Source organism: Nitratidesulfovibrio oxamicus (assembly GCF_015731765.1).
GTDB classification, from domain to species: domain Bacteria; phylum Desulfobacterota; class Desulfovibrionia; order Desulfovibrionales; family Desulfovibrionaceae; genus Cupidesulfovibrio; species Cupidesulfovibrio oxamicus.
In genome coordinates this window covers 1-10,334 of record NZ_VRYY01000002.1, presented here as the reverse complement: position 1 = coordinate 10,334, position 10,334 = coordinate 1, and the positions used below count along the sequence as shown (strand labels likewise).

At 65.2% G+C, this 10,334-nt stretch carries 10 protein-coding genes and 1 pseudogene; 10 read left to right on the top strand and 1 reads right to left on the bottom strand.

Annotated features, from left to right (window positions below; genetic code table 11):
* A pseudogene (locus FVW20_RS00110) lies at nucleotides 1-274 on the bottom strand (sugar phosphate isomerase/epimerase family protein); the annotation flags it as partial.
* An 802-nt stretch (nucleotides 275-1,076) separates the two neighbouring features.
* Between FVW20_RS00110 and hmcA the strand changes: the two are divergent.
* From hmcA to FVW20_RS00060, 10 genes are all read left to right on the top strand, one after another.
* Entirely contained in the window at nucleotides 1,077-2,747 is a 1,671-nt protein-coding gene (gene hmcA / locus FVW20_RS00105) for a sulfate respiration complex hexadecaheme cytochrome HmcA (protein ID WP_196607762.1), read from the top strand.
* Nucleotides 2,748-2,768: 21 nt separating this feature from the next.
* Nucleotides 2,769-3,887 (top strand): sulfate respiration complex iron-sulfur protein HmcB, encoded by a 1,119-nt coding sequence (gene hmcB, locus FVW20_RS00100; RefSeq protein WP_196607761.1) that lies wholly within the window; start codon nucleotides 2,769-2,771, stop codon nucleotides 3,885-3,887.
* A 1-nt stretch (nucleotide 3,888) separates the two neighbouring features.
* The gene (hmcC, locus tag FVW20_RS00095; protein ID WP_196607760.1) at nucleotides 3,889-5,055 is read left to right on the top strand and encodes a sulfate respiration complex protein HmcC; all 1,167 of its coding nucleotides are present in this window, start codon (nucleotides 3,889-3,891) and stop codon (nucleotides 5,053-5,055) included.
* Nucleotides 5,056-5,074: 19 nt separating this feature from the next.
* On the top strand, nucleotides 5,075-5,212 hold the full coding sequence (gene hmcD, locus FVW20_RS00090; protein WP_015946222.1) for a sulfate respiration complex protein HmcD: 138 nt from the start codon (nucleotides 5,075-5,077) through the stop codon (nucleotides 5,210-5,212).
* Between the two features lie 16 nt (nucleotides 5,213-5,228).
* Complete coding sequence (gene hmcE / locus FVW20_RS00085; RefSeq protein WP_196607759.1) at nucleotides 5,229-5,909, top strand: sulfate respiration complex protein HmcE; 681 nt, start codon at nucleotides 5,229-5,231, stop codon at nucleotides 5,907-5,909.
* A gap of 56 nt (nucleotides 5,910-5,965) precedes the next feature.
* Entirely contained in the window at nucleotides 5,966-7,357 is a 1,392-nt protein-coding gene (hmcF, locus tag FVW20_RS00080; protein WP_167128525.1) for a sulfate respiration complex iron-sulfur protein HmcF, read from the top strand.
* A gap of 177 nt (nucleotides 7,358-7,534) precedes the next feature.
* Nucleotides 7,535-7,936, top strand: a complete 402-nt coding sequence (locus FVW20_RS00075) for a response regulator (protein ID WP_196607758.1) — start codon at nucleotides 7,535-7,537, stop codon at nucleotides 7,934-7,936.
* Nucleotides 7,937-8,043: 107 nt separating this feature from the next.
* The gene (locus FVW20_RS00070) at nucleotides 8,044-8,496 is read left to right on the top strand and encodes an Rrf2 family transcriptional regulator (RefSeq protein ID WP_196607757.1); all 453 of its coding nucleotides are present in this window, start codon (nucleotides 8,044-8,046) and stop codon (nucleotides 8,494-8,496) included.
* A 169-nt stretch (nucleotides 8,497-8,665) separates the two neighbouring features.
* On the top strand, nucleotides 8,666-9,061 hold the full coding sequence (locus tag FVW20_RS00065; protein ID WP_196607756.1) for a response regulator: 396 nt from the start codon (nucleotides 8,666-8,668) through the stop codon (nucleotides 9,059-9,061).
* Between the two features lie 498 nt (nucleotides 9,062-9,559).
* Nucleotides 9,560-10,279, top strand: coding sequence for a LysE family translocator (locus FVW20_RS00060; protein WP_196607755.1), 720 nt, complete (start codon nucleotides 9,560-9,562; stop codon nucleotides 10,277-10,279).
* The last annotated feature ends 55 nt before the right edge of the window (nucleotides 10,280-10,334 follow it).

Here is a 10,334-nt window from a genome sequence, read left to right as displayed (position 1 = left end):
ACGGGGCCGCCAGTTCCGCCGCCCGGCGCAGGGTGTCGCGGCTGGCGGCCAGCACGGCGTTGTTGAGGCTGCCGGGGTGCAGGTCGAAAAACGGCAGGTGCACGGCGCAGGGCAGCCCGGCATCGGCCAGACGGCGCGCGGTTTCGCGATGCCAGGCCTGGGACAATTCCTGAACGGCAAAGGTGTCGATGCCCAGTTCCGGGGCCAGCCCATCGGCCACGAAACGGTCGAGCCACGCCGGGTCGCGGGCGACCCAGCTGAGGGGAAGATTCACGAAGGTGTGCATGAGGGGCGTGTAGCACAGCCCCCGCCCGGGGCCAACCACGCAATCCGGGGCAGGACGGGGTCAGGCTTGCGCCTCCCCCGAAGGGGGGAACAGTTCGTCATCCCCGCGCAGGTGGGTGCGCCTGCCCCGTTGCAAACAGGCCTCATCCCGTTTTTCGCACACCTCCCCCGCCGCGCACACACCGGCCCCCTCTTTTGGGCCATCCGACGCCCGTATCCGGGCATCCGCCCCCTTTTTGCGCCTGTCCCGACTTTTTTTCCGGCCCCTCACGGAAACCACCCCGCCACCACCCCGCGTACCGCCTTAATCCGGACTGAAAAACACCAGTTTGCAACCACTTGCATACTAAAATTTTACAAGTCATATCAGCCAGTAAGAACACTGCGCGAAAGCCCTGAAGCAACCCCGATTTTCCGTAAAATGTGCTTGACGCACCCTTGATAATCGCATACCCCTCCGGTAGGAATTATTCCATACCCTAGAAGTAGGGTATTCGCGTGCCTTCCGACCGGCGCCAACGGTCGGAAAAACCCCGATGCACGAGCCTGCGCCTACCGTGTAACCACACGGCATCACAGGACACACATCAGGATAGCGCGAACGCCACAGGGAGGAACCACGGTTCGGACCACACGCGGGTGCCCCGGCATGGGGGGCACTGGCGCGGTTCCGTTTCGTGGCAGGGCTCTGTCCGAACGTGCCGCCGCGCAAGCCGCAGGGAACCGGCTGGCGGCACGCCGACTGAGGGTTGTCAGAGGAAGCGTTTCACTCATTTCAAAGGACTGCCACTATGATGAACGCGAAATCACTGCTGCGATGGGCGGGAGCTCTGGTCGCCGTGGCCGCGGTCACGGTTTTCGGACTGGATGCGCGGGGCACGACCAAGCCCCTTCCCGGCTCCACGGGCGAGCAGCGCGCCGACCTGGTGGAGATCGGCGTCATGGCGAAATTCGGCAACCTGGAGTTGCCGAAGGTCACCTTCCCGCACGATCGGCATTCCGAGGCCGTGGCCAAGGTCGCCGCGCCCGGCAAGGAATGCGCCACCTGCCACAAGAACGACGACAAGGGCAAGATGTCGCTCAAGTTCATGCGCCTTGAGGACACCACCGCCGCCGACCTGAAGAATATCTACCACGCCAACTGTATCGGCTGTCACACCGAGCAGGCCAAGGCGGGCAAGAAGACCGGGCCGCAGGACGGCGAATGCCGCTCGTGCCACAACCCGAAGCCCATGGCCTCCTCGTGGAAGCAGATCGGCCTCGACAAGTCGCTGCACTACCGCCACGTGGCCTCCAAGGCCATCGCGCCGGTGAACGACCCGCAGAAGAACTGCGGCGCCTGCCACCACGTGTACGACGAAGCCGCCAAGAAGCTTTCCTGGGGCAAGAACAAGGAAGATTCCTGCCGCGCCTGCCACGGCGACGCGCGCGTGGAAAAGAAGCCTTCGCTGCGTGAAGCCGCGCACACCCAGTGCATCACCTGCCACCGCAGCGTGGCCGCCGCCCCCGCCAAGGCCGACAGCGGTCCCGTTTCCTGCGCGGGCTGCCACGACCCGGCCATGCAGGCCAAGTTCAAGGTGGTGCGCGACGTGCCCCGCCTGGAACGCGGCCAGCCTGATGCCGCCATGGTCCTGCCCGTAGTGGGCCCCGGCGCCAAGGATGCGCCCAAGGGCATGAAGGGCGCCATGAAGCCCGTGGCCTTCAACCACAAGGTGCACGAAGCGGCCAGCAACACCTGCCGCGCCTGCCACCACGTGAAGATCGACAACTGCACCACCTGCCACACGCTGGAAGGCGTGAAGGACGGCAGCTTCGTGCAGATCGAGAAGGCCATGCACCAGCCCGATTCCATGAAGAGTTGCGTGGGCTGCCACAACCAGAAGGTGCAGGCCCCCGCCTGCGCGGGTTGCCACGGCTTCATGAAGACCGGCGCCAAGCCCCAGCCCGAAGCCGCCTGCGCCGTGTGCCACGCCGATCCTGTCGGCATGGACGCCAAGGCCGTGGCCGACGGCGGCCTGCTGAAGGCCACCAAGGAGCAGCGCGCCGACGTGGCCGCCGCCACCCTGGCCGCCCGCCGCACCACCAAGGGCACCCTGCCCGCCGACGACATTCCCGAGTTCGTGACCATCGGCGTGCTGTCCGACAAGTACGAACCCTCGAAGCTGCCGCACCGCAAGATCGTCAACACCCTGATGGCCGCCATCGGCGACGACAAGCTGGCCGGCACGTTCCACACCGACAAGGCCACCGTGTGCGCGGGCTGCCATCACAACAGCCCCCTCAGCAAGACGCCGCCCAAGTGCGCCAGCTGCCATGGCCAGCCCTTCGACGCCGCCAAGGGCGACCGCCCCGGCCTGAAGGCTGCCTACCACCAGCAGTGCATGGGCTGCCACAACCGCATGAAGCTGGAAAAGCCCGCGGATACGGCCTGCGCCGAGTGTCACAAGGAACGCGCGAAATAGGAAACCGGTAAGGAGTTATCCATGAACAGGAGAAGATTCCTGACCCTGCTGGGCACCGCCGGTGTTTCCACGGCCATGAGCGCAGTAGGCGCGAAAAAGGCCGTCGCGGCGGGCAACCAGAGCTTCAAGGGATACAAGGACAGTTACGGGGTGCTGCACGATACCACCCGCTGCATCGGCTGCCGCAAGTGCGAGCAGGGCTGCAACGAGGTGAACAAGCTGCCCGCGCCCAAGGTGAAGTTCGACGACCTGACGGTGCTTGAAAAATCGCGCCGCACCGATTCGAACAACTGGACGGTGGTCAACAAGTACAACGTGGCCGGCCTGGACCATCCGGTGTTCCGCAAGCAGCAGTGCAACCACTGCCTGGAACCCGCCTGCGCCTCGGCCTGCTTCGTCAAGGCCTTCACCAAGAACCCCGACGGCTCCGTCACCTACGACGGCAGCCTGTGCGTGGGCTGCCGCTACTGCATGATCGCGTGCCCGTTCAACGTGCCCGCCTTCCAGTACGAAGAAGCCTTCGACCCGCTGATCCAGAAGTGCACCATGTGCCACCCGCGCATCCAGGAAGGCAAGCTGCCCGGCTGTGTCGAGGCCTGCCCCAAGGAGGCCCTGACCTTCGGCAAGCGCGAAGACCTGCTGCGCATTGCGCGCGACCGCATTCGCAACAACCCCGGCCGCTACCAGGACCACGTCTACGGTGAACTGGAAATGGGCGGCACCGCATGGATGTATGTGTCCGGCGCGCCCTTCGAGGCCGTGGGCCAGCAGGAAATGGGCACCAAGTCCGCGCCGGAATACACGGCGGGGGCCCTTGGCGCCGTCCCCATGGTGGTGGGCATCTGGCCGGTGCTGCTGACCGGCGCCTACGCCATCTCCAAGCGCAAGGAAAAGGTTGCGGCGGAAGAGCGCGAGGAAGCCGTGCAGGCCGCGCTGGCCAAGGCCCGCGACGATGCGGCCAAGGCCATGGATACCGCCCTGGCCAAGGCGGCCAAGGAAAAGGACGCCGCCGTGACCCGCGAGGTCAAGAAGGCCATCGAACAGGCGGAGCAGGCCTTCGAAGAGAAGTTCGCCGCCCTGCGTGCCGAAGGCCAGAGCGCCGAAAGTGGCGACGACGGCGAAGGCAAGGAGGATGCATAACATGCATGATGCCAACACCAAGAACGGCCTGTTCACGCCCGGCAACATCATCACGGGCATCATCCTGGCCGTGGGCGCGGTGATCACCTTCATCCGCTTCACCCAGGGCATCGGGGCCGTCAGCAACCTGTCCGACAACAACCCGTGGGGCATCTGGATCGGGTTCGACCTGCTGTGCGGGGTGGCTTTGGCCGCCGGCGGCTACGTCACCTCGGCCTCGTGCTACCTGTTCGGGATGAAGCGCTACCACTCTGCGGTGCGCCCGGCCATCACCACTGCGTTCCTCGGCTACTTCTTCGTGGTCGTGGCGCTGCACTACGACCTTGGTCATCCGCTGCGCCTGCCCTACCCGCTGGTGCTTTCGCAGGGCACCACCTCGCTGCTGTTCGAAGTGGGCCTGTGCGTGGCCACCTACCTTACCGTGCTGTTCGTGGAATGGTCCCCGGCGGCGCTGGAATGGCTGGGCCTGCGCAAGATCCGCAACGTGGTGGTCAAGCTGACCATCATGCTGACCATCTTCGGCGTGGTGCTGTCCACCCTGCACCAGTCGTCGCTGGGCGCGCTGTTCCTGATCGCCCCGGGCAAGCTGCACCCCCTGTGGTACTCCAGCTTCCTGCCGGTGTTCTTCTTTGTCTCGTCCATGGTGGCGGGCCTTTCCATGGTCATCTTCGAAGGCACACTGGCCCACGCCGGGTTGCACCACAAGATGGACGAAACCCACCTGAAGGAGGCCGAAGGCGTGATCTTCGGCTTCGGCAAGGCAGCCTCGTTCGTGCTTGCCGGATACTTCTTCATCAAGACCATGGACATCGCCATGGACAACGACTGGGCCTACCTTGGCACCGGCTTCGGCGCCTGGTTCCTGGTCGAGATGTTCGGGTTCGTGGCGCTGCCCTCGTTCCTGTACGCCCTTGGCGTACGCGAGAAGAACGTCACCCTGGTGCGCATCGCGTCCATCAACGCGGTGCTCGGCATCGTGATGAACCGCTTCAACGTCTCGCTTGTCGCCTTCAACTGGAACCTGCCCGCCGCCGACCGCTACTTCCCGCACTGGATGGAGATCGGCGTTTCGGTGTTCATCGTGACGCTCATCATCACGGTCTACCGGTTCATCGCCACGCGCATGCCGGTGCTGTACGAGCATCCCGACTACAAGGACGCCCACTAGGGCAGCCAAGGAGCACGCTATGGAAATCCATACCCTGCACGAGTTCATGCTGCACACCAAGAACATCACCTATCTGCTGATGGGTGCCACCCTGGTGGGCTTCGTGTGCTACTGGCTGTTCCTGACAGGGCGCGACAAGAAGATCCGCAAATACTAGGCCATAGGAGCAAACCATGTACGCATTCCTCACCGGTCCCATGCTGTGGGTGGCGCTGCTGGTCTTCTTCGGCGGCCTTGCGGCGCGCGTGGTCTGGTACGTGCGCGGCCTGAGCTGGCAGCTCGACCGCGTGGCCTACGGCCCGCACCTTGCGCACGGCCTGAAGGGCGGCATCCATTCCGCCCTGAAGTGGATGCTGCCGTTCGGCACGCAGAGCTGGCGCGAACAGCCCTACTTCGCAGTGGCCTTCTTCCTGTTCCACATCGGCGCGGTGCTGGTGCCGCTGTTCCTTGCCGGGCACAACATCATCCTGGCCGAACGGTTCGGCTTCAGCCTGCCGGTGCTGCCCATGGGCATCGCCGACGCGCTGACCGTGGCCGCCATCATCGGCCTGGTGATGATCGCGCTGCGGCGCATCGCCCTCACCGAGGTGCGCATCCTCACCACCGCCTACGACTGGTTCATCCTCGCCGTTTCGGCGGCGCCGTTCGTCACCGGCTTCGTGGCCAGGCTGCACGTGGGCAACTACGACGCGTGGCTGCTCGCCCACATCATCACGGGCGAACTGCTGCTCATCGTGGCCCCGTTCACCAAGCTGTCCCACATCGTGCTGTTCTTCATGTCGCGCGGCCAGCTCGGCATGGACTACGCCATCAAGCGCGGCGGTTACAGCCGCGGGGCGGCCTTCCCCTGGTAACGGCCCGTCCGTTACCCGACCGTGCCACGACCCGATGGACATGAAAGGAGCATCCCATGCCTGAAGGAACGTTCTGCAACAGACGTCCGGTCAACACCGAAGAGGACCTCAAGTCCCTGCTCGGCGACAAGGGCGGTGCGCAATACTACAAGGAAATGGCGGAACTGGAGGTTGATGTAGAGGCCCTGAAGGCCACCCTGCAGAAAACCTTGCAGTCGCGTACCAAGACGTGGCTGGAAATCTGTGCCCACTGCGGCATGTGCGCGGACAGCTGCTTCCTGTACCGGGTCAACGACCGCGACCCCAAGCAGGTGCCCGCCTACAAGATCCAGTCCACGCTTGGCGAAATCGTGCGCAAGAAGGGCGAGGTGGATACCGCGTTCATGATGCGCACCATGGAAGTGGCGTGGTCGCAGTGCACCTGCTGCAACCGCTGCGGCATGTACTGCCCCCACGGCATCGACATGGGCGTCATGTTCAGCTACCTGCGCGGCCTGCTGTTCTCCCAGGGCTTCGTGCCGTGGGAACTGAAGATCGGCTCCGGCATGCACCGCGTGTACGGCGCGCAGATGGACGTGACCACCGAAGACTGGGTGGAAACCTGCGAATGGATGGCCGAGGAACAGCAGGAAGAATGGCCGGGCCTGGAAATCCCCGTCGACAAGGAAGACGCGGATACCATGTACGTGCTGAACGCCCGCGAGCCCAAGCACTACCCCGAAGACCTGGCCGAGGCCGCCATCCTGTTCCACCTGGCGGGCGAAAACTGGACCGTGCCCAGCGAAGGCTGGGAACAGACCTCGCTGACCATGTTCGCCGGTGACTGGGCGGGCTGCAAGATGCAGGTGGAGCGCGTGTACGCCGCCGTGGACAAGCTGCGGCCCAAGCGCGTCGTGGGCACCGAATGCGGCCACGCACACCGCGCCACGGTCATCGAGGGTCCCTACTGGGCGGGCCTGCCCAGCGGCCAGACCCCGGTGCCCTTCCTGCACTACGTGGAATGGGTGTCCGAGGCGCTGACCACCGGCAAGCTGAAGATCGACCCGGAAAAGCGCATCAAGGAACCCGTGACCTTGCAGGATTCCTGCAACTACGTGCGCAACCACGGCCTTGCCAAGCACACCCGCATCATCATGAGCTACATCGCGGAAGACTTCCACGAAATGGCTCCCAACCGCGAACACAACTACTGCTGCGGCGGCGGCGGCGGGTTCAACGGCATTGGCCGTTACCGCCACCAGCGCAACGTGGCGCTGAAAACCAAGCGCGACCAGATCCTGGCCACCGGCTGCAAGCTGGTGGTGGCCCCCTGCCACAACTGCTGGGACGCCATCCGCGATCTTGAGGAAGAATACGAGATCGGCATCCGCTGGTCGTTCCTGAAGCCGCTGCTCATCAGCATGGTCATCGTGCCCGAGCACCTGAAGCCGCAGGAAGAAGACGAATAGATCGCCCCGGAGCGCGGGCCTTGCACGACATCATGACAAGGCCCGCGCCCCGCACGCGACCGCATGGCCGCCGGATGGGGAGAGCCACCCCCCGCCCGGCCCGCCGGAACGCCCCATCCCCTCGCACGATGGCGCGTGCCCCCCGGCCCGGCCCGCAAACGGAGGCCCGGAGCGACCATGGCCAACGCCACCCAGGCCCGGAACACTCAGGCCCGGAACACTCAGGCTAAGTCCATCCTGGTGGTTGAAGACGACCCGGACATCGCCGCCTACCTCGTCTCGCTGTTCAGAACCAACGGCTACCGGGCCGACGCGGCCACCGAAGGCCCCGATGCCGTGGAAATGGCCCGCGCCCGGCGGCCCGACCTGGTCACCCTGGACCTGGAGATGCCCCGCCAGTGGGGTCCACGCGTGTACCGCGAACTGATGGACCTGCCCGGCGGCGCGCACATCCCCGTGGTGCTGGTGACCGGCCTTGGCGGGCTGCACCTGATGGTGCCCAACGCCGTGGGAACCGTGGACAAGCCGTTCGACCCGGACCTGATGCTGGGCATCGTGCGGCGCGCCCTGGGCGAGTAGGGGCCAGCGACCTCGCACGCGGCAAGGCGGGCTTACCGCAACGGGCATGGCATGAAACGGACAGCGACCCGGCGATCATACACCGCCGCAAACCACACGGCATACGCATGAAACTGACCACCCGCAGCCGATACGGCACCCGCATGCTGCTCGACATCGCCATGCACGGCGCGGATGCCCCCGTGTCCATCCGCGATATTGCCAAGCGGCAGGGCATTTCCGTCAAGTATCTGGAAAAGCTCATCCGGGTACTGCGCAAGGCAGGGTACATCCGCAGCACGCTGGGCGCGCACGGCGGCTACCAGCTTACCCAGCCCGCTGCCGAAATTCCCGTTGGAGACGTGGTGTTCGCGCTGGAAGAATCGCTGGCGCCCTATACCTGCGACGAGGAAAACCCCTGCTGCCCGCGCATGGCCGTATGCCTGACGCGCACCATCTGGGACGAGGCCTCGCGCGCCATGTACAAGAAGCTCAACAGCTTCACCCTGGCCGACCTGATGCGCGACGCCAGCCTGTGCCCCAAGAACGCCTGCCACATCTCGCCCCACGCACAGGACTGAGGCTTCCCGCCGCACATACTGCCGCCGCGTGCAGTGTCGTCTCGCTTGCGCCTGCGCAAAATCACCCTTTCATTTTCCGGGCATTCCGGGCTACATTGCGTGGGTTACCCTGCAACGCGCCCCAGCACAGTGCGCGTGTTGCGCCGAAAGCGCGCCGCCCGGAGACAACATGCGAGCTCTCATCGTTGAAGACGACGCCCTCAACGCCCGCGTCCTGCACCTGGCGCTGAACGCGCACTTCGAAACCGTCTGCACGGACGACGCGGATCGATCGGTTGCAACCTACATGCAGGCGCTGGACGGCGATGCCCCCTTCGACGTGGTGCTGCTGGACCTGATGCTGCCCGGTGAAAGCGGCCTGACCGTGCTGGAACGCATCCGCACCGTGGAAACGGAACGCGGCCTGCCCCGGGTGCCCGTGCTGATCACCACCGCCATCACCGACATCAATATCGCCTTGCGCGCCTTCGAGCAGGGGCATATCTCCGCCTATCTGGTGAAGCCTCTGGATCTCGACCGCCTGCTGGCGGAATTGCGCACCCTGGGGCTGATCCGGGCGGCATGACCCGCCTGGCAGTCCATCGTGCCGCCTGACCATCCGGCATTGCCCGGCACGCAACGGCTAACAACTCCAACGGCACAGCACGCCGCCATCAGCACATGACCCGCCCGGCCACGCCCGTGCGGGTTTTTCGTGTCCAGGCCGGTGCCCAGGTAGCGCCCACCGCCACTCTCATAGATTTTCTGTCGTATTTTCAGCACCATGAATATGTTAGGCACACGGTTATGCACATGATATGCACATCGCTGGTCCACACAGGGCGCCGGGTGGCCGTGCGGTGGTCAATCCCTGCCAACCGCACATGGCATGATTCCATTTATTCAATCTATTTCATGATATTAACTGCACAACGAACATTATCCACAAGGCTTGTGCGCACAGGCACCACCTTCGCGGCCTGCGGCATGGTGACGGCCACCGCAGAGGCATGCGTCAGGAACCGTGCGCCGGTTGACGCACCAACGCCGAAAGCGCAAGAGGGCAAAAACATCGGAGGACCCCATGCACGGCGTGCACGACATCTGGTTGTTCGTGGCCTCGGGGCTGTTGCTGAACATCACCCCCGGCCCGGACATGCTGTTCATCATCGCCCGGTCTGCCACATGCGGCACACGCGGTCTGCGCTCCGGAGTGGCGGCGGCGCTGGGCATCGGTGCGGGGTGTTCCGTGCACATCGCGGCAGCGGCCTTCGGCCTCTCAGCCGTGCTGGCCACATCGGCCACGGCCTTCACCGTGGTGAAGCTGCTGGGTGCTGCCTACCTGCTGTACATGGGATGTACCATGCTGCTGGCCCGCAGGGGTGCGGCGGTGGCCGGCGCCCCCGACGCCCGAAGCGTGGCGAACCCTGACGGGCGTGAACGGAATGAAGCCCACACCGGCCAGACCCCGCAGGTCCCCCTGAGCAGGGTGTTCGCGCAGGGATTCCTGACCAATGCCCTGAACCCCAAGGTGGCGCTGTTCTTCCTGGCCTTTCTGCCCCAGTTCGTGGATGGCGGCGGCGCGGGCACGCCGCCGTCTCCCGTGGCCTTTCTGGTGCTGGGGTGCATCTTCACCGTCAACGGCACGCTGGTGAACCTGCTGGTGGCCTGGGGCGCCGCCCGGCTGGGCAGCATCTTCCAGGCCGGGGCGCTGGCGGGCCGACTTGCGCGTTGGGGCGACCGCTGCCTTGGCGCGCTGTTCCTGTTCCTGGGCATTCGGCTGGCACTGGCCGAGCGGGGCTGATCCGCCACCGGCCAGGCATGCGCACCGACAGCGGGCCGCTGTCCGCACTGCCCGC